This window comes from Vibrio sp. 378, from assembly GCF_033339435.1.
The window spans coordinates 614,181-636,424 of the sequence record NZ_JAWOUO010000002.1; the positions used below are offsets into that span (position 1 = coordinate 614,181).

Sequence of the window (22,244 nt, forward strand, 5' to 3'; positions counted from 1 at the left end):
TACAATAACACTATATTGAACGATGCCTATGAACAATAAATGACAAAAGGCATGAGCAAGGAAAGCACTATGTTTATTCACCCCCATACCTCACTGACCTTCGAGCAGTGTCACAAGGCGCGAGTCGCGCGAGACAGTCGTTTTGATGGGCGATTTTATGTGGCGGTAAAAACAACGGGAATCTTTTGTCGTCCGATTTGCCCGGCAAATTTGCCTAAAGAAGAAAATGTTGAGTATTTCGCTGATAAGACGCAAGCCCTTCAAGCAGGGTACCGTCCGTGTTTACGTTGTCGACCTGACAGCGCGCCTGGATCTTGGGCATGGAAAGGTGTCGAGACGACCTTTCAACGAGCGATTTCGTTAATTGATAGAGGGGAGTTGCATCACCATTCGGTGTCTGAGTTGGCTGAGCGTGTTGGGATTTCTGACCGTTACTTACGTATGTTGTTTGAGCAGTATCTAGGTATGTCACCCAAGCAGTATGCGCAATATCAGCAACTAATGTTCGCCAAACAGTTGCTTCACTCCAGCTCTATGTCGGTCACCGACGTGGGGTTTGCGTCAGGTTTTAACAGTACGCGCCGCTTTAACGATGCTTTTCAAAAGTTTCTCAAACTAACGCCTTCTCAAGTACGCCGTAAAGAGTTTGATGGTGCGGGTTGCAATCGAATTGCCTTACCTTATCGAGGTGAGTTGAATTGGTCGCACATGTTGGACTTCTATCGTTTGCGAGCGGTTGAGGGGGTTGAGCTAGTGAGTGATGAGAGTTATCAGCGCAACGTTTTTTTGGATAACAGCAAAGCCTGGTTTAAAGCGACAAAAGGTGAAGGATACTTAGAACTGGCGTTTGAAATTGAAGACGTAACGAAGCTGCAAAACTTGGTGTCTGACATTCGTCGTATGTTCGATCTTGACGCTGATATTTGTACTGTTGAGCAGCATTTGGAGTATGTCGCGCCTGGGCTCGTGTCGAGTAAAGGTATTCGTATTCCAGGTGTATGGAATGCATGGGAAGCAGGGGTTAGAGCTATTTTAGGCCAGCAAGTGTCGGTTAAAGCTGCGATTGGTCAACTTAACTTATTGGTGGCCACACTTAGTGGTGAGTCAGAAAAACGTTTTTTCCCGACTCCCTGTGATATTGCGAACGCCGACGTGAGCTTTTTGCGCATGCCGCAAAGCCGTAAAGAGACGCTAGTGCGCTTCGCCCAGTTTATGCAGGACAACTCAGAAGCTGACCCCCAGCAGTGGCTAGCTTTGAAAGGCATTGGACCTTGGACCGTCAGTTATGCTCAACTGCGAGGGCAATCTCAACCCGATTGCTTTCTAGATAAAGACTTAGTGGTGAAAAAGGCGATGCAGCGTTACCCATCACTGAATACGCACACTGCGGCCCCTTGGGGAAGCTACGCGACGTTTCACTTATGGAATCAATCATGAAAACATTTTATACCGAAATGCCGAGTCCACTAGGAACGGTGACTATCCAATCGAGCGCTGAGGGCTTGCTTGGTATTTGGTTTGAAACATGCACCACTAAGCCGAGTGAGCTGGGGGTGCGAGACGAGCAGCATCCGGTTTTGCGCCAAGCTGTCACCCAACTGGATGAATACTTTACTGGTCTGCGCAACGAATTCGACTTGCCCCTTGCAGCGACAGGCACTGATTTTCAAAATCAAGTTTGGCAGGCACTAACGACCATTCCATATGGGGAAACGTGGAGCTATCAAGATCTCGCGAATGCGATAGGTAACCCTAAAGCTGTGCGTGCTGTTGGGTTAGCAAACGGGAAGAATCCGATTTCTATCGTGGTACCTTGTCATCGCGTTATTGGCAAAAGCGGAAAACTGACTGGGTATGCAGGTGGAGTGGAGCGCAAGCAACGTTTGCTCGCGTTGGAGCAAGGTACACCGCTTTAAGTGAGGCGATTCTCATATTGGGATTAAGCGTGCTACACAGGGGTAACGATAGTGTAGAGTTTCATATTCGTTATACGAATAGAAAAAGGACAATAAGGACATGCCTTTCAAAACGGATTTTGATGCCTTCATGAGTGAGTGTTGGCAGCATCACGAGGAAAATCCCGAACAAGTTTATGCTCAGCTAGAAACGGCTCTGAGCGAGGTGAAAGACGTTACCCAAATCGAGCGAATATTCGCATTGATGCTGCATACCGCTATTGGGCATCTCCAGTGCCCAGAACAGTTTCTTACTTGTTTAGAGCACTTTGATGAACGCAAGGTTGCTGAGAGTTTGGCATTTCAACGCAGTATTGCCGTTGCGCGCTATTTCGTAGATGGCACTGACAATATGGAATTATTGGAAGAGCAAGAACAACGCCGAGTTTACGCTTTGATTTCGAATGAACTTTCTGCACTTGCTCAGCTTGAACTGGCGAGTCAATGGTTGGTGAAAGCAGCGTTAGGAATGACGCCGAACGATGCAGAAGGGCCATTAGCGCGCGCTTTCGCGATCACTGCAAACAACTTAGCATGTCAGTACGAAGCGCTGGCTGAGCGCACGTGCATGGAAACATCGAAGATGTTAGAAGCAGCAACACTCGCGCTAGACTATTGGAAAGTGGCAGGGGGTTGGATGCAAGAAGAGCGCGCAGAGTATCGCTTAGCTATGAGCTTGCTTAAAGCGGATAAACCGCAAGAAGCCAAAGTGCATGCTGAGCGCTGTGAAGATATTTGTCAGCAACATGGTAGCGACGCGCTTGAGCTGTTCCACGCACATGACTTGCTGATGCAAGTACACTTCCATCTTAGCCAGAAATATAAAGCTAAATTGGATGAGGAGATGCAGCAGCACTGCAAAACGAGCTCGTTGACGTGATCTTAGCGTAGAATGAAAAAAGCCCCGAGCGACTGGCTGGGGGCTTTAGGGTTGTTGACTATGCAGCGATGATTATGCTGCTTGCGCTTTTGCTTGGTATCGTCCTGGTTTATGGTTCATCGCCAAAATCAAGTTCGTTGCGATGGCACCTAGAACAGATAGAGCGATAAGGTGCACATCTACAATGAACAGTGACATCACCACGATGGCACAATCTAACGCCATTTGAACTTTACCCGCTCGAACTCCAAAACGTTCCTGAAGGTACAACGCTAGAATGTTAAAGCCACCCAAACTCATTTTGTGACGGAAAATTACCAACATACCGATTCCAATCAGCCCACCACCCAAAAGTGCCGCATAGAAAGGTTCGATTCTTGAAATCTCAATCACATGATGCAGATGATCGACCGCAAAAGAGACAATCGAAACCGCAATAAAGGTATTGATAGTGAAGCGCCAACCCATGCGCATCACAGATAAAATATAAAAAGGGAGGTTAAGAGCGAAAAATATCTGACCAAAACTGAAGTCACTCACTTTGGTTAGGAAGATCGCCAAACCAGCCGTACCGCCAGTGAGCAATCCTACTTTGCTAAAAAATATCACCCCAAGTGACACCAACGCACTGCCGAGCGTCAGAGCCAAGAGGTTCTCTCTTAGGCTATGATCTTTGTCCATAAATTAATTTCCTTGGTTTAAAAACCGCGCCGGAGATAACACGTCTCACGGACGCGATAGACAGTCGCCAAAATAGCAACTAACAAATCGGCCAATAAAATGTCGCGAAAAGTGATGGATGTCGAGTTTTTGGACGAGATTATGATGATATTAACCTGTTTAACATAATGTACACAGATAGAAAAACAACAAGGAAAAGTTATGATTAAGAAAGTTGGCAACACCCAAATCAGCACATTACATCGACTGAGTTGTCACTGTGGAAAAGTTGAGCTGGAACTGGCGTTACCCAATGGTATTGAGAAGCCGAGACGGTGTGACTGTTCTATGTGTCGACGTCGTGGCGCGATTGTAGCATCTGTACCTTTGAACGGTATTCGTATTGTGCAAGGCGAAGACGTCTTGAAGCAGTATCAATTTAATACACACACTGCGAAGCACTTTTTCTGTGGCGAGTGCGGTATTTATACGTACCATCAGCGTCGTTCTGACCCGAGTGAGTATGGCTATAATGTCGGCTGCTTAGAGGGCGTCAACCCATATGAGTTGGGAGCGATTGAAGTGATGGATGGCGTTAACCATCCATCCGACCGTTAGGTTACATTGCAAGTTAAGTGACTAATTCTAGGTGTTTTTAAGTAAATAAACCGCTATTCATCCACAAGTGTACCGCAATACTGGCGGCATAACCCAAGGCGATGACGGGAGCCCACTTTAGGTGGCCAAAGAAGGTGTATTGTCCACGCGCGGCTCCCATTAAAGCGACGCCTGCCGCGGAGCCAATGGAAAGCAAACTGCCCCCGACACCTGCGGTTAATGTGACCAGTAGCCAGTTGCCCATCGACATGCTTGGTTCCATGGTCAGTACAGCAAACATAACCGGAATGTTATCGACGATTGCAGATAGGACACCAACCATTACGTTTGCCCAGACTGGGTTCCATTGCGTGTACATGACGTTTGAAACCAGTTCGAGGTAGCCAAGTAAACTTAAACCGCCAACACACATCACAACACCATAGAAGAACAACAAGGTGTCCCATTCGGCTCGAGACACACGATGAAACACATCAAACGGAACCACTGAGCCTAAGCGCTTCAATGCCTTATCATCGCCATTGGCAATTGCCATAGCTGCTTTTTTTGCGAGTGAGTGTTTGAGAGTTTGGCGCAAAAAATATCCGAAAAACTGTAAGTACGCCAAGCCCATCATCATGCCCATAACGGGTGGGAAGTGCAGCACAGCATGGAAAGAGACCGCAGTGGCAATAGTCAGAATGAATAATGCGACAATACGCCTTGCCCCGCGTTTTAGCTCAACGTGTTGGTGAATCGTATTCGGTTTTGTGTTTGGAACAAACAGTGACATCAAAAACGCGGGAACCAAGTAGTTCACCAATGACGGTACAAACAACGGAATGAACTCAGCAAAGCTGACATGACCGGCTTGCCACACCATCAGGGTTGTAATATCCCCAAATGGGCTGAATGCACCGCCAGCGTTGGCTGCGATAACAATGTTGATACAAGCAAGATTGACGAACTTAGGATTATCACCAGAGACTTTCATCACTACAGCGCACATCAATAGGGCCGTAGTTAAGTTATCGGCAATCGGTGAAATGACAAAAGCGAGAAACCCCGTCAGCCAGAACAACTTTTTGAATCCAAAACCTTTACCGACCATCCACGCTTGTAAGGCGTCGAAGAGTTTGCGTTCTTCCATTGCGTTGATGTAGGTCATCGCCACGAGCAAAAACAGCAGCAACTCGGCATATTCCAACAAGTTGTGTTCTAGTGCGGATTTGGCGATTTCAGGCTGGTTGTGTTGAGCAAAGGTGTAGCCAATCAGAATCCAAATTAATCCTGCAGCGAGCAGCACTGGCTTGGATTTTCTCATTTTCAGATACTCTTCCAACATAACCAGTATGTAAGCGATCGAAAAGATAATCAGAGCCGCGTAACCGACACCAGAATTAACAAGGTTCAGTTCATTGGTTGATGCAGCAAAGGTGGCGCTAGAGAACAACAAACAGCAGAAAGCCACAATTGGATAGATTGGCATAGACATTTCTCCTTTGTCTGGTTGGAGAAATATTAGCCACAAATGAATGAGTTAGTTGTGAGAGAGCTCGAATTAACAGTAGGAGTTAGGAAATGATAGTGTGCGCCACTATTTTCTGAGTGACGCAATGCTTGCTGCGCCGAATAAAACCGCAGCGGCATATAAACCGTAAGTTAACCAGTGACTAATCTCTAAAAAAGGAACGAGTCCTTGACCTGCCCACATACAGCCTCCGTTTAATGAGCAATGTTGTAATAGTCGAGCCAATTTAAAGGAAATGAACAATGTTTTTTGTGAGTGAAAGCAAATTCTGAAGGATTAGAAAGTCAAAAATTGGTCAGTGAGAGAGAAATCTCATTTTTAACTGGCTAGCTCTAACCCTTTTGAGTTAAAGCTAGCTATATCTAGAGCTGAATGCATTTAGCGTAGGAGCCATTTTTTCAACGGTGAAGTGTCAATTGCTTTCACAAGCAGTATGGTTGCAACAATCGTTGCAGGATAAATAAACACATCTTTCGCGAGGTGTTGCAGCCCGATAAATCCAGCGACATTCATCATGACAATTATGATAAGCAGATGGCTAACATATATCCCTAACACGCTAGGAGATAGTTTGAAGACCCAAGGCATGTCGCCAAAATGAGGGTGAGCCAAAAGCCACATAAAGACACCTACAGCCCAGATAACGGTACCGAATAGGAAGTCGTGCGAGTTGAAAGCGATGTCATGTTGCATCAGCCAGTAAGCTTCACCAAAATGCAGTGCCATACCAAGAATAATGCATCGAACCGTATTGTTTCGCGACCACCGCCACTGCACTTCTCGTGCGAAATAACCTAGAGCAACTAGCAACGTGCTGAAAAAAGGCCCGTTACGAGTAAAGAAAGGCGCTGGCAGGTCGGTAATGGTCGCGTAACTGCCAGCAAAGGCACCGTATATGTATAGCAATACTGCGGTTGGCAGTATCAGTTGCGCCATATTGATATGCACGAGAAAGGCAATTAACGCTACGGCAATGACCAGAGCCGGAATAAACCACAGATGAACGAGTCCGCCTTCGATGAGTGAATTGATCGGGGTTGACATTAGGTACCCCCAATAACCTTGCCTTTCGGCGAGATACCCAGCCTCAGCGACCGTCTGCCATTGGAATGGCATCAGTAAACTGATCATGCTCCAAATGAGCCAAACCTTCATTAACGGTTTGGCGTAGTTCTTAAGAGTATCGATAGGTGAATGACTCAACTTCGGCTGGATTAGATAACCCGAGATGAGAAAGAACAGCGGAACAGCAAAACGAGCCAGTTGGTTGAGCATATAGCCAACCCATGGTATCCCATTCCACTGCCAGTACGTCAGTGCCATCTGGCAATGCAAACCCACAATCGCAAGCATCGCAATGATACGTGCAAACTCTAAGCTGGCTATTTTTTGTTTCTTTGCCATTACATTGTTTACCTAAATAAAAAACTTAGGTGAAAATAGCAGGTTGTTACTGAAGTAATACGTGAAAAAGTCAACAGACTTGCGCTTACATTGAAGCTGTTTTGAAAATTAAGACTTACTTCAAACTTCTTAATTATTAACCTATTAACGCAATCAATACCTGATTCGTGAGTCGAAAATAGCACTGAATAATGGTTAGACCAGTTAACTCGAGATTGCAAAAAAGAACGATCGTGCTAAAAATAAGACTATGCAAAAAGGAAAAGTGACAAAAGAGTTTATTCTGCAGCGGGCTTTTGAGATCGCCAGCGAAGACGGATTAGAAAGTCTTACGATTGGAGAGTTAGCCAAGCAATGCGGTATGTCGAAAAGTGGTCTGTTTGCCCACTTTAATTCGAAGTTGAATTTACAGCTATCGGTGCTTGATCACGCCAATAAAGTGTTCGCTGATCGGGTTATTGAGCCTGCTCGAGAACTCGGGGATGGCAATATCGAGCGTAAAATTCGAGGGTTGCTCGACTCTTGGATGACTTGGAATCACGCATTCCAAGGAAGTTGTATGTTTCTTGACGCTTGGAATGATACGGCAGATAAAGATTGCCCGCTTCAGGCCGGACTGCGTAAATCCATAGACACTTGGCTGAGTTATTTGGAGATCCAAATAGCGAAAGGCAAAGAGAAGCAAGAATTTGCAGCAGACTTAGATACACGCCAAGCAACGTTTGATTTGTACGGTCTCTATTTGAGTGCGCATGTTTTTTACTCAATTAAAGGTGAGCAAGAAAGCTTGCGTCTGTTTTGGCAAGGGATCGACAACTTATTTTCTCGCTGGAAAGGCTAATATCGGTTATTCGCTTCCCAGATTCGTAGACATAAAATCACAAAGAGCGGCTGAGTTCGCTCTTTCTTATCAGCGTAAAAAGCACGACCGTTCTATTTTGTGCAAAGCTGATAGTTAAGGACATGATTATGAGTGAAAAAATTTACTTTAATACATCGCAACGTTTCAGTATTAAGCGCAGTTTGGTGAACATTAGTACTCGGTTACACCATACACTGGCCCCGTCACATGCAAAGAAGACCGCGCGCAAGCTTCTTCTGACACCTGCTCGTACGCAACCTAAAAATATTGAACCTCAAGGGCTTATCAAAGGTGAAATTAAAGGGCATGCAGGCATCATCAAAACCTATACTTTGGGATCTGGACCTATTTGGGTGCTAACTCATGGTTGGTCTGGCACGGCAAGTCAGTTTTATCCTCTCATGGAACATATTGCGTCGAAAGGGTTTACTGCTTTGGCGTACGATCATCCGGCACATGGTGAGAGTGAGGGGCAGTATGGGCACATTCCGGGGTTTGTCAGAGGATTAGAAGATGTGTTGGATACGGTCGAGGATATTGTTGGCCTAGTTGGGCACAGCATGGGCACCGCTTCTGCTCTTGAGTGCCGACACAGCAAATTAGAAAACAAGCCTTTGCTGCTTATTGCTCCGGTATTAAATTACGTAGAGAACTTATTCGGTAGCATTGCACGTTCCGGTTACTCGATGAAGCTTTTTAATGCTGTGGTTTCAGAAGTTGAAGACCAATTTGGTTATCCGTTACAGTCCATTGATCCGATGAAGCGTTTGTCTGAGCGTCCGTCTCACACCATTATTATTCATGATGAGCAAGACAAGTTCACCAAATACAGTGTCTCGGCAAAAGCGGCTGAAGAGATTAAAAACGTTGAGTTAGTGACAACACAAGGTCAGGGGCATGGTCGAGTGATGAAGTGTGAGCAAGTCTTCAGTAGTTTTGACCGTTTGCTCGATAGTGCTTGGTAACCCTTACTTTTACTGATTGACTCGCTCCGTTTTGCGCTAATTCGATTTGAAAGTAACACCTCAGATTTTTTCGTCTCTGGTGTTGCTCTCTTCGTTAAGAGGTTAAATCCAAAAAGGACAGCCGAAGCTGTCCTTTGTTTATTTAGCAGAACGTCTGCAAGGCTGAAATTAGTTACAGTTAGCTACGCCAACTTCTTTCCAAACGCCCCATTCGCCAGATTGGCTAGGATCGTCACCCTGAGTCCACCATTTCGCTTCCCACGTTTTACCTGCGTGAGTCACTTGGTTACCACCTGTGTACACTGCGCTCGCATCCCATGCGTTGTCACAAGTACCAGGGTTCGGATCGGTTGTGTACTGTGCAACAACCACAGTCGCGCTTGCCGATGAAGACGCTTTACCGTCGCTCACACTTACAGTGAAGCTTAAGCTTGTGTCTTGCGGGTATTCCGCAGCAGTGAACGTGACTTTAGAGCCTTCAACCGTTGCATTCAGACCTTGAGGTAGAGTCCAGTTGAATGTCAGGGTATCGTTGTCTGCATCGCTAGACGCAGATGCATCTACAACCACAACGTCACCAGCGTTTGCTGTTGCTGGAGCAACAACTTGTGCTACTGGTGCGCTGTTCACTGGGTCAACAACACCTGCTGGTTTCACTGTTACTACAACGAGGTCAGATGCCGTTGCACCTTCGTTATCAGACACCGTCAGCTTGAAAGTTAATTGCTCTTCAACAGTAACTTCTGCTGCATCAAAGCTTGCTTTCGCTGAGTTTGCACCTGTTAGTACCACTGCTGTGCCAGATACTTGTTCCCAAGCGTAGCTTGCGATGGTGCCGTCAGAGTCTTTTGACAGGCTGCCATCTAGAACCACATTTGCAGGACCTGTTACCGATTGATCTGCGCCAGCTGCGGCTGTTGGTTTACGGTTTGGTTGAGGAACCACACTGCCAGCCATACCTTCGTGCATCGCGTTTAGAATGTCACCGTTATCCGCGTCAATTTCCCAAGAGAATAGACCAGCAAGACCAAGAGACTTCGCGTAGCTACCTTTTGCTAGCACTGAACGGTGGTCATCAAATGTGATCAACTCGCCCGTAGTACGGTTCCATACCCATGGTGCTTCTGCTTGTGCATCGTAGCCGTACTCGAAGCCGTTAATACCAGTGTTGTTTGCACCTAGCATGAATGACTTAATGCCTTTGTAGTCAATTACGCCATCTTCCCAAACACCTTGCGCTGTGCTGCCCTTCAGTTTACCTGTAGCAGTACCTGTCATTGGGTCGTTTGGATCGGTTAGCGTATCTGGAGTTACGCCTTCCCAGCCACGACCGTACATTGCTGTACCAAGTACTAGCTTGTTTGCAGGAACGCCTTGAGCAAGAAGAAGTTGAATGCCGTTATCTGCTGTGTAAGCAGGACCTTTGTACGGTTCGCCGTTCTCATCAACGCCACTACCGTCACACTGACCAGGACGCATGAATGAACCACAGTAAAGCGCAGTTTGGTGACCAGGAACGTTATTCCAACCACCGTAGAAGTCGTAAGTCATTGCGAAGATGTAATCCATGTACTGAACTGCATCTGCGTAGTCTACGTCTTCAATCTTGTCGTAACCGACACCGATAGCGGACGTTAGCTCGTAAGTACGGCCTGTCTCAGCTTCTAATTCATCAAGCATTACGCGCAGTTCACGCATCAGTGCGATGTATGCTGGGCCATCGTTTACAGGGTCGCCCTTATCGGCTGCTGCACCGCCGCCGCCAGGGAATTCCCAGTCGATATCAACACCGTCGTAGAATTTCCAAGTTTTCAGGAACTTCTTAACTGATGCGACGAATGTGTCACGGTTTTTCTTGTCCACGAAATCGAAGAATGGGTCAGACAGTGTCCAACCACCGATCGATGGGATGATTTTTAGATCAGGGTTACGTTGTTTCAATGCCATTAGCATTGCGTAGTTACCCTTGATAGGCGTGCTGTATTCATGACCAGCTTGTGGGAAGCTCTTCTGATAAGCAGCCCAAGGGTCATGGATAACGACTTCATAATCAGGCACACCTGTACAAGCAGTTTGTAGCGCGTTGAAACTGTTGCCGCCAACAGACTTCACAGACTCATTTGGGCCACAAATTGGGATAAAACCGTAAAGGATGTGAGTCAAGTTGTCGACCGGCATATTATCGACGGTGTAGTCACGGCCATAGATGCCCCATTCAACAAAATACGTACCCATCACGACGCTTGGATCGGTATTGTAGGTTTTGTTGTTTGGATCAACATTCATCGTTAGTGGCTTCAGGTGAGAACCATCGGTATCTGCAATTGTGATTTCAGCTGGTGCGCTTTTCGCACAACCTGTCGCATCACATGCTTCGATTTCCATTTGGTATAAGCCACCTTGGCCGTATTCAAACGAAGCTGTCGTTTGGCTACCAGTGATAGGGCCGCTTGCTACTTTTACACCATCAAAATAGACGTTGTAAGTGTCACCAGGTGTGCCACTCCACTGGTTAAATTTAACAGTAATCTTCGCTTGCTCATGGTATTTCACCATGTCGTAGTAGCCTGACGTGGTTTCCATCGCGAGTTCAATTTTAGAAAACTGAAGGTTGTTGGAACCGTACATATCGATACTTGGTGCGGTTGGAGCCGCAACTGCAGCGCCTGATAGCGCTAAAGCAACTCCAGCTGCACATAGGTTAAATCGAATCATAACTTCTCTCTCAATCCTTGGATTCATGTTCTACCTAGAACATAGGCTGCTCTTGCACCAGATAAGATGATTGGATTTACTCCACGTGCAAAAGCATCACACTCAGCATTTCAGAGAGTTTTTTTTCGTCAAAAAAAATTAAGACGGTTTTCGAGGCACTTGAGAGAACTTAACTAAAACTCGCACTCTGTTACACAGAAAGTGTCAGACTGAGTCAATAATTTATAAAATCTCAGCAGAAACTAAAATTATTGTTTACTCAGTAACGAGTTAGTTAAATGCGATGAAGGCCTTATTTTGTTGTTTATTAAGGTTTTGTTTCATTGATATAGAAAGAGAATTGAAAGGAAAAATAGCCGTGAAGACGTATTAGTCACGGCTGAAGTGTTCACTCAACGCGGCGCGACGTTTAGAGGCTGCACCGGTTTCTGAGCCCTGAACGGTATGCTCAAATCCTTTACGAATGAATCGCTGATCTGGAATAAGAGGCTCAATACGGCGTATTTGAGGTGAAAGATGAGAGCCCGAGATCTGATACGCTGTCTTTCCTAATCCGGTATTCAACGTGATGACCTTGCCATCGAATTCAAATTCCGTCGTAATAAGTCGATGGTTTCGGTATACCCCATCTTCAGTGAAAACGAGACGTTCTGTTTGGTAGGGTGGCGCGCCAATCTCAATCCATTCGCCGTACACCTTTTCCGGATCAATGTGGTCTTGATAGGAGAGGTGGATTTGATAGCCAAAAAACGTCAACAGACCCATCCCGAAGCAGACAAATGTACTCTTGAGGATTTTTGATTGGTGGCGAGCCAAAAATGAAAGTTTTGGTTCTTGTCGTGCTTTTCGCCTTCGGCGAGTCGAGTCCGTCATAGATCTAATTTTCTCCACTTTTTTAACATGGTGGAAACCTTCCTTTTTAAAAACAAACAATCCCGCCATTGAGACGACGAAACTATGATCTAATGTCCACTTTTACATTCAGATACACATCTTATTGATGGTTTTGTTGTTTGCTCACATTCATTACTTCGCAGGTTTTCTTGCTCGGTTTAGGTCGCCTGATTAATCCTCGCGAAAAGAGGTTCTCGCTCAGTAGCAAAGGATGTGCGTTATTACGTTGAGTTTAATGGCTTTCAAAGCTTGAGTAACGGAAAGAAACAAGGTAAAAAAGAGCGGACTTTTGATAAGGAAACCAATAATGAATATTAAGGAAAATAGCTATTTTGCTGGTAGTGTAAAATCACTAGGCTTTAACCAGAAAGATCAGGAAGTTAGCGTTGGTGTGATGCTTCCTGGTGAGTACACGTTTGGTACTCAAGCACCAGAGCGTATGACGGTTGTAAAAGGTGCGCTTGTGGTCAAGCGTGTTGGCGAGAGCGATTGGACGACTTATCAAAGTGGTGAGTTTTTTGAAGTGGAAGGTAATTCTTCATTTGAGCTTCAAGTGAAAGAAGCGACTGCGTATTTATGTGAGTACTTCTAGCGTTCATTTGTTGCTCGTCATAAAACCACCTGCGGGTGGTTTTTTCGTCTATGTGCTTCACTTATAACGCATCTTTTTGGTTATTTGGGTATATACTTAATAAAAATGTACCCATCGACCAGGGAGGAAGTGATGGCAGTACAACGCAAGCATTCTGATCTCCCTCCTCGTTACGAGGATAAAGATCTCACCAATGAGCAAAGACAGCGCTTTACCGAAGTTGCCAACGCCGCTCATAAGAGACGTGAATTTTATCGACGTGCTCTAGGAAAGAGCTTAATGGGCAAAATGAAGGGCCGTGCGTTTAAAGATCACCCCACTCGTCAGCAAGACAAGCCGAACAGAACGTTGCAAGTAGTGTGGTTAATCGTATTCCTCGTTGTGGGGCTTTGGGTGATGCATGTGTTCGCTTAGTCATTAGCAAGCTTCTGGTACCGCTGGTGCATCAGATGTTGACTGTTCTTCCGTATTGCAGTGCTCATAAAAGGCGTACTGGTTTTTACCAGTATGTTTAGCTGCGTACATTGCTTTATCTGCACATCGAGTCAATTCAGACAAATCCTTTGCATCTTGCTTATAGATAGCAGCACCTACACTCATCGTTAACTCGTTAATCATATCGTAGCTTCGGTAACCTGTCGGAAACAGATTTACGATCCGTTTTAGGATGCTGTCGAGGTCATCTTTACTTTTTACATCGTAAAGCATGATTACAAACTCGTCGCCCGCAAATCGAGCGATGGAGTAGTCGTGTTTATCTGTTTTTCTGTCTTTGTTGCGAATGTTATTTTTTAATCGAGTTGCGAAGGCTTGAAGTACTTGGTCACCAATATCGTGCCCGTAGGTGTCGTTGATGTGCTTGAAGTTATCGATATCGAGAAAAACCAATGCGGTGATGCTGTCATCAGATGAGTGCTTGATTTCATCGAGCTTTGCGCGCGCCCAAGTCTCAAAGCTCCAGCGATTGGCAAGCCCAGTGAGCTGGTCAAAATATGCTAACTCCTCAATCCCCTCACGATACAGTGTTTGAATGTAATTGAGGACTTTCGTGTAGTAATACGAGAACGTGTGACACACAAACGCGGTCGCTATCAGGGTCAGCATCAATCTCCGCTCTATGATTTCTGTGGCTGCTGGCAGTCGATCTAAAAAAGCGACCCCAAAAAAGATCAGTAAAATGTAGGTACCACTGAACAACAGACCGACCTTAAACTCATTAATTAATACCAGAGTGGCGACAATAGGATATAGCCATAACATTTTGCCTGACGGAGCGTCGTTATACAGAAGTAACAATAACCCTTCGAACATTAAGACAGCACTTAGCCATAAGTCGGCGTATTGATGGTGCCGCTGGACTTTTATTACATAACTGATTGCTAAGCATGCCAAGGCACACAAAGCATGGAAAAAGCTTAAACCCCAGTTATTCTCAAGTGATTGAGCAATGGAACCATAAGTTAAACAGGCAGCGGCGATACTGGAGCATAAAAAGACAATTTTCTTTTTTCTTGTTGAACGGATGTCCGCCATTTCTTCTAAGCGCGCCCCAGCCAATGTCGACATTATGTATCCTTGCTTAATTAACGTGTACGCTTATTCTAGGCGGTATTTTCGCGATAAATAGAACAACAAAGTTTCCAAATGTGATATCAGTCATTTTTAGTGCAAAGCCATCAGTGTGATTTGGTGCGAGTGTTCAAAGAGGAATGGTGGCGCATGCAGGTTTTCATGACGGTTCTTCATGGCTCTATATGGTTGGACTGATAACTCAAAGTAATGTATCTAGTTAGACACATTTCTATTGATTATCCTGATTCTGTTCGGTGCTCGTTGATTGAGAGTATTGTTCACCAATCTCTGCTCTACGTATCGTCAAGGCATATGTCGTTTCGAAAATGCATTAGAAATATTTTTCCGAAACAGGGCGAAATATTGTTGTCGTTATGACCAATATGCGACTAGAATCCGCGCTAAATCACAACCTCATATCGAGCTTCGTTCGAGTCACTATTTTTAAACTGCTTCACAAATATTGTGAGGCAGTTTTTAGTTGTAGGAAAGGTTACAAGCATGCCTAAAAGCCAAAACATCAACCAACGAATGTCCATCGTGGCATTAGCTTGGCCAATTCTTGTCGAAATTTTGCTACGGACGGCTTTAGGAACCAGTGACGTGTTCATGCTGAGTGGCTACTCAGACAAAGCCGTATCCGCTGTTGGTGTGATCACGCAGATTACCTTCTTTTTAATCATCGTTTCGACGTTTGTCAGTAGCGGTACGGGGATTTTGATTGCCCAATACAATGGCGCTGGACGCGAGCAAGAGTCAGTGAGCGTTGGTGTTGCGAGTATTGCGTTGTCTGTGCTCGTCGGTGTGCTATTGAGTGTGATTGCCGTGCTTGGTGCGATGTATCTACTCCCGTATTACGGCTTGGAAGCGCAAGTCGAGCAGTACGCTCATGAATATCTGCTGATAAGCGGTGCGATGACGTTTAACGTTACGATTGGCGTTGTTTTTACAACTATTCTGCGTAGTCATGGTTATTCACGTTCCCCAATGGTGGTGAATTTGATCTCGGGTGTGTTCAACATCATTGGTAACTATATTGCGCTTTACCAGCCATTCGGTTTACCTGTGTATGGTGTGCAAGGTGTAGCAATAGCAACCGTCGTCAGCCAAGTCATCGGTACGTTAATGTTATGGTTTATTCTCGCTCGCAGTAGCATTGAACTACCAATGTCGACTATGAAACAAGTACCGGCAGAGATTTACAAAAAGATCTTAAAAATCGGCGGTATGAACGCGGGTGAAGTGCTGTCTTACAACGTGGCGCAAATCTGCATTGTGTACTTTGTGGTGCAAATGGGGACGGCATCGTTGGCGGCTTTCACTTATGCACAAAACATTGCCCGTTTCTCGTTTGCTTTCGCGTTGGCAATTGGTCAGGCAGCGCAAATTCAGACTGGTTACTACATCGGTAAAGGTTGGGTGAGCAGCATTTTAAAACGCGTACAAATCTACTTCTTAGTGGGATTTGTGGCATCAACGGCGGCAACCACACTGATTTACCTGTTTAGAGAAGAGATTCTGCGCGTATTTACCGATCAACCAGAGATACTCGCATTGGCAGGTTCGTTAGTCATGGGCTCAATTTTGCTCGAGGCCGGACGTGTGTTTAACCTGATTTTTATCGCGGGGCTCAAAGGCGCGGGTGACATCAAGTTCCCTGTTCAAATGGGGATTTTGAGTATGTGGGGACTAGGCGTGCTTTTCTCTTACATCTTTGGCATCCACTTGGGTTATGGCGTTTTAGGGGCTTGGATGGCAATCGCACTCGATGAATGGGTGCGTGGTATCATCATGGCAAGGCGTTGGCGTTCTCAGGTGTGGACCAAGTTTAAGGTGAGCTAACGGTTTTCGGTATCGCGCATCACGCTTATTCTGTTGTTAGAAACCAAAAAAGGCACTGATAGTCAGTGCCTTTTTGTTATTTAAAATCTGGAAGACGTTAGAATTCGCACTCAGCTTTGAACACCATACGCTCTTTGCTGTATGGATGATCCAGCTCTAGCATCTCAGCATGCAGGTGTAAGCGATTCGCTTTTTCGCCGTATAAACCATCACCAACCATTGGCATGTTTAACCCCATGTGATGAGCACTGTGTACACGTAGTTGGTGAGTTCGCCCGGTTTTCGGATACATGTATACCTTGCTGCGTCCATCTTTGACTTCAATCAGTTGCCAGTAGGTTTCCGCATGTTTCCCGTGTTCAAAACACACCAGTTGACGTGGGCGGTCGTCGGGGTCACCACGCATTGGCAGTGAAATTTCCCCTTCCGGCTCGTTTAATACGCCTTCGAGCAGTGCCATATAACGTTTTTGTACGCCGCGAGCCATAAACTGTTTTTGCAGACTTTTGTTCGCGCGCTTGGTTAAGGCAAACACCAAAATGCCAGAGGTCGCCATGTCGAGGCGATGAATCACAAACGGCCCTTCCACATCAGGGAACATCGCTTGTAGGCGAGTATAAGCAGAGTCTTTGATGGTTTTACCCGGCACTGAAAGTAAGCCCGAGGGCTTGTTGACGACGACCATAGCGTCGTCTTGGTAGATTATCTCCAGCTCTTTGTCTTCTGCCCAATTCTCCGCCAATGGGTTAGGTTCGACATCCAGCCCTTGCATCATATGGCCCAAAATCGGCTGACATTTGCTGTTGCACGATGGGTAGAATTTTTTGTGTTGGCGAACTTCAGACTTTGGCGAAACACCCCACCAAAATTCTGCCAGCGCCAGCGGTTTGAATCTGTGTTTAAATGCGTATTGGAGCAGTTTTGGCGCAGCACATTCCCCCGCACCTGCTGGTGGGATTGGGTTTGTGGTGTCCGCAAAAATGTCCACCAAGTCGCGTGTTTCGCCATGGCTGTTTAGGAAGCGGTATTGTTTATGCAGTTTGTGCTGTAAAGCGTTGGAGAGCGTCTTGCGCTGCTCTTTCAGGTGAGCAAGTTGCTGCTCTAACTCGGCCAATCGTGCTTCTTTGGTTGCAAGCTTTTCATCCCATGCTTGCTTTAAGTATTTGAGAACATTTTTCTCGGCGACACTTTGCTTACCCAACTCATCCAACAAGATTTTGAGATCATCGGCATTGAGCGTTTGCTCGCCCTGTTGGCGCTGTCGTTTGCGTGCGGCGCGGCCATCAATCATCACTTGGCGCTGTGTTTGCTCCTCTTGCTGATAAGCGGCTCGGTCGGCTTGGATTTGCGCTTTAAGATCTGCCAATTCCGGATTCGCAGCACAGGTTTTGTACTCCGCATTGGCGGCGTTGATGGCATCCGTTTCTGCGCGGAAGAAGCTTTCATCGGTCAGCATGTCGTACACAGGAGGGACAAATCCTGGAATCAAGTTTTGGTCGGCAATTTTGCCAGAAAACGCACTTAAAAAGCCGAGCTCGCCTTGAGGGCTTTTTACCAGCAATACGCCAAACATTTTGCCTCGCCCCGTTTCTTCATTAACCAAACCAAAATCGTGTTCGAAGTCGGTTTGCGCTAATAAGTGCTGTTGCAATTGCTTTGCGGCCATAACGCAAAGAGGATGCGGCGTGTAGTAGAACGGAAACGTAAACTGCGTTGGTAATTCATAGTCAGAAGTATCAGCAGTAAAACGTGTAAAACAATGTTCAGGCGAGTGCATGGTGGGTATCCGCGCGAGTAAAAATTCGAGCGAGGATTGTACCTGTTTGAGTCAGGATTGCCATGTCGGTGTGTGCACTCGCTCTTGGATTAAGGACAAGAGCGAGTGGGGAAGAGTTTATTGCAGTTTTTGTAATGCAAGCTTCCACTGTGCCGGTTTGTCGTAGTAGGCCGAGTGCGGCAAGGTCAAGTACTCGCCATTTACTTCTGCAATCAGGGTTGGATAACCACCAACGTGTAACTGGCGCATCAACTGTCGGCTAGAGCGAATTCTCTCGTTTAGTTCGGCTTCGCTTAACGTCATGTTTTGCTCCCACGCATCGTTTGCTAAACCTAGCGATTCTGCAATGGCTTTGAGCGTCGATGCTTCATTCACTTTTAACCCGAGCTGATAATGCGCGGATTGGATGGCCTTTAGCATGTGCCATGGATTCAGCCCCATTTTCTCCGCACTCAAGATCGCTTGTGTTGGTAGATAAGAATCAAGAACAAACGCATCGTCGCTTTTCACGCGTTGCAGATATGCTTCACCAAACGTTGCTCCGGTTTCGGTTGCGATACGAGCGTCACTGTTGATGATGTGCTGACGAAATTCAGATTCAATCGCGCGTTTCTCAATCATGCCGCCGGGATGAAGCTCTACCTTAAATTGAGAGGTGTCCATCAAGGCTTCGATGAGTGGTGATGCCCCGTAGCACCAACCACACATGGGATCGAAGAAGTAATGCACAGTTACCATGACATTTCACCAGTATGCACTTTAGCACCGATTTCTAGCGCGATTGGCAATTGAGCTTCTGGGTATTTCGCTGACATGGTGTCAATGAGTTGAACGCTGTTATTGCTGTGTTTTTTCGCTTGCTGAAAATCCTGCAAGTATTGTTGCGAGTAGCGAATGGTGTCTGCGTTCAGCTTTGTGCCTGCTTTCATGTGACCAGGAATGACCACTTGAGGTTTAAGCGCAAGCATCTCGCTAAGTTGCTGCTCCCAAGCATTGATGGCGGTTTGGTCAGCGGCATCTGCCATCCACAAATGTACGTTTGAGTACACGGCTACGTTACCTAGAATCGCTTTGTTATCTGGAATCCATAGGTAAGGGCGGTGTGCTGATGTGCCATGGTTATCACGAATTTCAATCTTATGACCTTCTAGCTCCAATGATGTTTTGTCGTACGCGACAGGGATCACTGGTTTTACTGGTGCGTTTGCGCCAAGCTTTGGTCCCCAGTACGCCAGCTTTCCAGCCAATTTCTCTTTAATAATTTTTTGAACCGCAGGCGTTGTGATGATCTGCGCATCAGGGAACTGTTGGTGTAAGGCCTCTGCGCCAAAGTAGTAATCTGGGTCCGCTTGGCTGATAAAAATGGTTTTAAGTGTTTTGCCTGAGTCCAACACTTTAGCGGCAATGCGCATCGCGTCAGCTTTGGTGAATCCAGTGTCGATAACCATGGCGTCAGTCTCACCGTATACCAAAGTTGAGTTTACGTGGAAGCTGTTACCGTCGGCGTTGTAAACCTCAAGAGTAAGGGGAGAGTGGTTTGCCGCTAGAACAGGGCTTGCCATTAAAATGGATGCAGTAATCAAAGTGAATTTTTTCATAATAAGCTCCTAAAGAATTTGGGGCCAAGCGACCATGGCTTGGGAACGGGAGCTATATTAGGAAATTGATACGCTCGGAAAAATACACAATAATGTACATCACTATTTCTTATTTCGAGCAAATGTATGGATAGAGTAACGGCAGCAAAAGTGTTTGTGGATGTGGTGTATTCTGGCAGTTTTACCGCGACCGCAGAGCGGTTAGACATGTCTCGGCCAATGGTGACTCGTTACGTAGAGGCGATGGAGAACTGGTTGCAAACTCGTTTGTTGCACCGCACTACGCGCAAGGTGTCGCTCACCACCGCAGGGGAGCGCAGCTTGCCTCAGATTGAGCGCTGGTTAAAACAGGCCGATACATTAACGTCGAACATTGCCGCTGATGGTGAGCTGTCCGGAAAAATCCGTCTTGCGTCTAGTACTTCATTTGGATTCTCACAGTTGATCCCCGTAGTAAACAGTTTTATGCAAAAGCACCCCAAAGTGCATATCGACATAGATCTGCAAGATTCAGTGAGTGATCTAACCGAACAACGTATCGATCTGGCGATCCGAATTGCGTCAGATCCCGATCCTTCTTTGATTGGTAAGCCGATTGCGGTGTGCGAATCGGTGTTGGTAGCATCACCGCAATATTTGCAAACTCACCACGCGATCGCGCATCCGCGAGATTTATCTTCACACGACTGTTTGGGATACAAAAACTTTGAGCGTCACGTGTGGCATTTGTCTCAGGGCGACCAGTTCGAATCGGTGGGAATTGAGTGTCGCCTAACCAGCAATGAGGCCACGGCGTTATTGCATGGCGCTTTACAAGGCATGGGTATTTCGATGTTGCCAACTTACTTGAGCAATATCTATCTCAAATCGGGTCAGCTTGAGTCGGTGTTGCCGGATTGGAAGCCAAATGATCTCAACATTTACGCGCTGTATTCATCACGTAAACACTTGTCTCCTGCGGTGAGAGCTTTCATCGATCACAGTGAAGATTACTTTAAACAGCATCCTTGGTAATAGCGAAAGGCGTCGTCATCCCGACTTGAGATTCATACAAGATCCTGTACCTTACATGGATATATTTTCGCAGCGTCATTTAGAGTTTTAGTTAATGTCACAAGTTCGCATCAAATTTATTGCTTCCGATATGGATGGCACATTGCTTGACCAATACGGTCGTTTGGATCCGGAGTTTTTCGATCTGTTTTTGCAACTGGAAGAGCAAGGTATTTTGTTCTCCGCTGCGTCTGGTCGTCAGTATTACAGTCTGCGAGACACGTTCGCGCCAATCAAAGACAGACTGTTGTATGTGGCTGAAAACGGCACCTTAGTGATGTACCAAGACAAAGAGCTCTACAGTTGTACCATTCCTAAAGCGGAAGTGTTGGAGATTGTGAAAGCGGCTCGTGAGATTGACGGGGCGAACATCGTATTGTGTGGCAAGCGCTCGGCGTACATCGAAACGCATGATCAGCAATCGCTGGAAGAATTTCAAAAGTACTACCACCGCTGTGAATATGTGACGGATTTGCTTGAGGTCGAAGACGAGTTTATTAAGGTAGCAATTTGTCACTTTGACGGTTCGGAAGAGCTCCTGTTCCCGACCATGAACGCGAAGTTTGGCGCAACGCATAAAGTCGTAGTGAGCGCAAAAATTTGGCTGGATGTGATGAATGCCGAGGCGTCTAAAGGCGCGGCCATTCAGCACCTTCAAGAGACGATGAATTTTACTCCGGCAGAAACAATGACGTTTGGTGATTACCTCAATGACCTCGAAATGCTGCAAGTCAGTGAGCATTCGTACGCGGTTGCCAACGCGCACGAAGAGATTAAGAAAATTGCTCGTTATTCTGCGCCAAGCAACCAAGAGGCTGGGGTACTCAAAGTGATTAAAGAGAAAGTGTTAGCGAAGTAACGCCCTCCTTTCGATGTTACTTTCTTCTTAACGTAAAAAGCCCCGCAGTACATGCGGGGCTTTGTTTTTTTGGGGGGAGTAAGGTTCCCGTTTTAGCGTACGTATTTGGCGGTTGCGCTGACTAAAAAGTGTTGCAATTTCCCGTCTGATTTTGGCACCCACAAGTCGTTATGATAATGGTAAATACGGCCATTGACGGCCACAGACAAGGTATTATCACCCGTTTGCTCCATGCGAATAAACTGATCCGAAGTGACCAAAAACGGCTCTTGCTCTTCAATGCTCTGGCCCGTTGCCAATACGAAGTAGCCGAATCGGTTGCCAGCATCCGGATCGGTTGAGTAGATTCGATGTCCAACGAGGCTGTAGTCGTCGTTGAGTGCCTGCTCAAGCGTTTTTTGCCCGATGGTTTCGTGCGATGGAATAAATACCCAAGCCAACACACCTGCCGCAATGACTGCCAGTAGAAGCAGTACTTGCATGAACTT

Annotated in this window: 21 protein-coding genes; 11 read left to right on the forward strand and 10 right to left on the reverse strand. The window is 46.1% G+C overall.

Features of this window, described 5'->3' with window-relative positions:
- Positions 1 to 69 precede the first annotated feature (69 nt).
- From R7Q48_RS06115 to R7Q48_RS06125, 3 genes are all read left to right on the forward strand, one after another.
- On the forward strand, positions 70 to 1,437 hold the full coding sequence (locus tag R7Q48_RS06115; protein WP_256903101.1) for an AlkA N-terminal domain-containing protein: 1,368 nt from the start codon (positions 70 to 72) through the stop codon (positions 1,435 to 1,437).
- Positions 1,434 to 1,916, forward strand: coding sequence for a methylated-DNA--[protein]-cysteine S-methyltransferase (locus R7Q48_RS06120; protein WP_256903102.1), 483 nt, complete (start codon positions 1,434 to 1,436; stop codon positions 1,914 to 1,916). Before R7Q48_RS06115 ends, R7Q48_RS06120 begins: the two co-directional genes overlap by 4 nt.
- 100 nt (positions 1,917 to 2,016) lie before the next feature.
- Positions 2,017 to 2,835, forward strand: coding sequence for a hypothetical protein (locus tag R7Q48_RS06125; protein WP_017821039.1), 819 nt, complete (start codon positions 2,017 to 2,019; stop codon positions 2,833 to 2,835).
- 72 nt (positions 2,836 to 2,907) lie between these two features.
- Here the strand turns inward: R7Q48_RS06125 and R7Q48_RS06130 are convergent, their stop codons facing one another.
- The gene (locus R7Q48_RS06130) at positions 2,908 to 3,516 is read right to left on the reverse strand and encodes a YitT family protein (RefSeq protein ID WP_005374427.1); all 609 of its coding nucleotides are present in this window, start codon (positions 3,514 to 3,516) and stop codon (positions 2,908 to 2,910) included.
- Between the two features lie 201 nt (positions 3,517 to 3,717).
- Here R7Q48_RS06130 and R7Q48_RS06135 point away from each other — a divergent pair, with 201 nt between their 5' ends.
- Positions 3,718 to 4,113, forward strand: coding sequence for a GFA family protein (locus tag R7Q48_RS06135; RefSeq protein ID WP_256903103.1), 396 nt, complete (start codon positions 3,718 to 3,720; stop codon positions 4,111 to 4,113).
- Positions 4,114 to 4,150: 37 nt separating this feature from the next.
- On the opposite strand, the gene nhaD is transcribed toward R7Q48_RS06135, so the two are convergent.
- Both nhaD and R7Q48_RS06145 read right to left on the reverse strand, forming a co-directional pair.
- Entirely contained in the window at positions 4,151 to 5,581 is a 1,431-nt protein-coding gene (gene nhaD / locus R7Q48_RS06140; RefSeq protein WP_256903104.1) for a sodium:proton antiporter NhaD, read from the reverse strand.
- 420 nt (positions 5,582 to 6,001) lie between these two features.
- A complete protein-coding gene (locus R7Q48_RS06145; RefSeq protein WP_213885271.1) occupies positions 6,002 to 7,027 on the reverse strand; it encodes an acyltransferase in 1,026 nt (341 codons plus the stop codon).
- A gap of 250 nt (positions 7,028 to 7,277) precedes the next feature.
- Between R7Q48_RS06145 and R7Q48_RS06150 the strand changes: the two genes are divergently transcribed.
- Entirely contained in the window at positions 7,278 to 7,868 is a 591-nt protein-coding gene (locus R7Q48_RS06150) for a TetR/AcrR family transcriptional regulator (protein WP_005374416.1), read from the forward strand.
- A gap of 128 nt (positions 7,869 to 7,996) precedes the next feature.
- The gene (locus tag R7Q48_RS06155; RefSeq protein WP_017633823.1) at positions 7,997 to 8,854 is read left to right on the forward strand and encodes an alpha/beta hydrolase; all 858 of its coding nucleotides are present in this window, start codon (positions 7,997 to 7,999) and stop codon (positions 8,852 to 8,854) included.
- A 168-nt stretch (positions 8,855 to 9,022) separates the two neighbouring features.
- On the opposite strand, the gene R7Q48_RS06160 is transcribed toward R7Q48_RS06155, so the two are convergent.
- Both R7Q48_RS06160 and R7Q48_RS06165 read right to left on the reverse strand, forming a co-directional pair.
- Positions 9,023 to 11,569: a glycosyl hydrolase family 18 protein gene (locus R7Q48_RS06160; protein ID WP_213973025.1), complete on the reverse strand. Its 2,547-nt coding sequence runs from the start codon at positions 11,567 to 11,569 to the stop codon at positions 9,023 to 9,025.
- 369 nt (positions 11,570 to 11,938) lie between these two features.
- Positions 11,939 to 12,442, reverse strand: coding sequence for a DUF2850 domain-containing protein (locus R7Q48_RS06165; RefSeq protein WP_005374408.1), 504 nt, complete (start codon positions 12,440 to 12,442; stop codon positions 11,939 to 11,941).
- A gap of 328 nt (positions 12,443 to 12,770) precedes the next feature.
- Here R7Q48_RS06165 and R7Q48_RS06170 point away from each other — a divergent pair, with 328 nt between their 5' ends.
- Both R7Q48_RS06170 and R7Q48_RS06175 read left to right on the forward strand, forming a co-directional pair.
- On the forward strand, positions 12,771 to 13,055 hold the full coding sequence (locus tag R7Q48_RS06170) for a pyrimidine/purine nucleoside phosphorylase (protein WP_005374407.1): 285 nt from the start codon (positions 12,771 to 12,773) through the stop codon (positions 13,053 to 13,055).
- A 132-nt stretch (positions 13,056 to 13,187) separates the two neighbouring features.
- On the forward strand, positions 13,188 to 13,469 hold the full coding sequence (locus tag R7Q48_RS06175) for a hypothetical protein (RefSeq protein ID WP_005374405.1): 282 nt from the start codon (positions 13,188 to 13,190) through the stop codon (positions 13,467 to 13,469).
- Between the two features lie 3 nt (positions 13,470 to 13,472).
- Here the strand turns inward: R7Q48_RS06175 and R7Q48_RS06180 are convergent, their stop codons facing one another.
- Positions 13,473 to 14,621: a GGDEF domain-containing protein gene (locus R7Q48_RS06180; protein WP_053308037.1), complete on the reverse strand. Its 1,149-nt coding sequence runs from the start codon at positions 14,619 to 14,621 to the stop codon at positions 13,473 to 13,475.
- Between the two features lie 507 nt (positions 14,622 to 15,128).
- Here R7Q48_RS06180 and R7Q48_RS06185 point away from each other — a divergent pair.
- A complete protein-coding gene (locus tag R7Q48_RS06185) occupies positions 15,129 to 16,469 on the forward strand; it encodes an MATE family efflux transporter (protein ID WP_005374400.1) in 1,341 nt (446 codons plus the stop codon).
- Positions 16,470 to 16,566: 97 nt separating this feature from the next.
- On the opposite strand, the gene R7Q48_RS06190 is transcribed toward R7Q48_RS06185, so the two are convergent.
- From R7Q48_RS06190 to R7Q48_RS06200, 3 genes are all read right to left on the reverse strand, one after another.
- Complete coding sequence (locus R7Q48_RS06190; protein ID WP_053350103.1) at positions 16,567 to 18,246, reverse strand: RluA family pseudouridine synthase; 1,680 nt, start codon at positions 18,244 to 18,246, stop codon at positions 16,567 to 16,569.
- Between the two features lie 117 nt (positions 18,247 to 18,363).
- Positions 18,364 to 18,984, reverse strand: a complete 621-nt coding sequence (locus tag R7Q48_RS06195) for a DsbA family protein (protein WP_025631368.1) — start codon at positions 18,982 to 18,984, stop codon at positions 18,364 to 18,366.
- On the reverse strand, positions 18,978 to 19,844 hold the full coding sequence (locus R7Q48_RS06200; protein ID WP_256903105.1) for an MBL fold metallo-hydrolase: 867 nt from the start codon (positions 19,842 to 19,844) through the stop codon (positions 18,978 to 18,980). The genes R7Q48_RS06195 and R7Q48_RS06200 overlap by 7 nt, the downstream gene beginning before the upstream one ends.
- A gap of 126 nt (positions 19,845 to 19,970) precedes the next feature.
- On the opposite strand from R7Q48_RS06200, the gene R7Q48_RS06205 reads away from it, so the two are divergent.
- Together R7Q48_RS06205 and R7Q48_RS06210 are read left to right on the forward strand one after the other, a co-directional pair.
- Positions 19,971 to 20,858, forward strand: a complete 888-nt coding sequence (locus tag R7Q48_RS06205) for a LysR family transcriptional regulator (protein ID WP_005383264.1) — start codon at positions 19,971 to 19,973, stop codon at positions 20,856 to 20,858.
- Between the two features lie 94 nt (positions 20,859 to 20,952).
- On the forward strand, positions 20,953 to 21,756 hold the full coding sequence (locus R7Q48_RS06210; RefSeq protein WP_054729173.1) for a Cof-type HAD-IIB family hydrolase: 804 nt from the start codon (positions 20,953 to 20,955) through the stop codon (positions 21,754 to 21,756).
- 92 nt (positions 21,757 to 21,848) lie between these two features.
- Here R7Q48_RS06210 and R7Q48_RS06215 read toward each other — a convergent pair whose 3' ends face one another.
- Positions 21,849 to 22,238, reverse strand: a complete 390-nt coding sequence (locus tag R7Q48_RS06215) for a hypothetical protein (protein WP_256903106.1) — start codon at positions 22,236 to 22,238, stop codon at positions 21,849 to 21,851.
- Positions 22,239 to 22,244 lie beyond the last annotated feature (6 nt).